Annotated in this window: 1 pseudogene; it reads right to left on the reverse strand. The window is 37.6% G+C overall.

The window, feature by feature from the left end:
• A pseudogene (locus KVT27_RS25770) lies at nt 1–233 on the reverse strand (hypothetical protein); the annotation flags it as partial.
• Nucleotides 234–245 lie beyond the last annotated feature (12 nt).

Raw genomic sequence — 245 nt, forward strand, 5'->3', positions numbered from 1 at the left:
GTATCCACGTTCAAAACCAGGTCGTCCGTGTTTTGATACATGTAACCATTAATCCACGCTGCTCCAGGTTTTAAAGTGATTTGCATCCGATTTCTATCAGCTATAACTTGGAGATTATTTGCTACATTCGGAAAATAGCCATTCGTTATAAACTTATTAAAATAGTTCGCCCAGTCTTCCGCTTTGTATCTTCTATCACCGTTTACGCTACTAAAAAATGAGTATTTTTCCATCTACTTCTCACC

This window comes from Lysinibacillus sp. GbtcB16 (assembly GCF_019091145.1).
In the GTDB taxonomy this organism is placed as follows: domain Bacteria; phylum Bacillota; class Bacilli; order Bacillales_A; family Planococcaceae; genus Lysinibacillus; species Lysinibacillus fusiformis.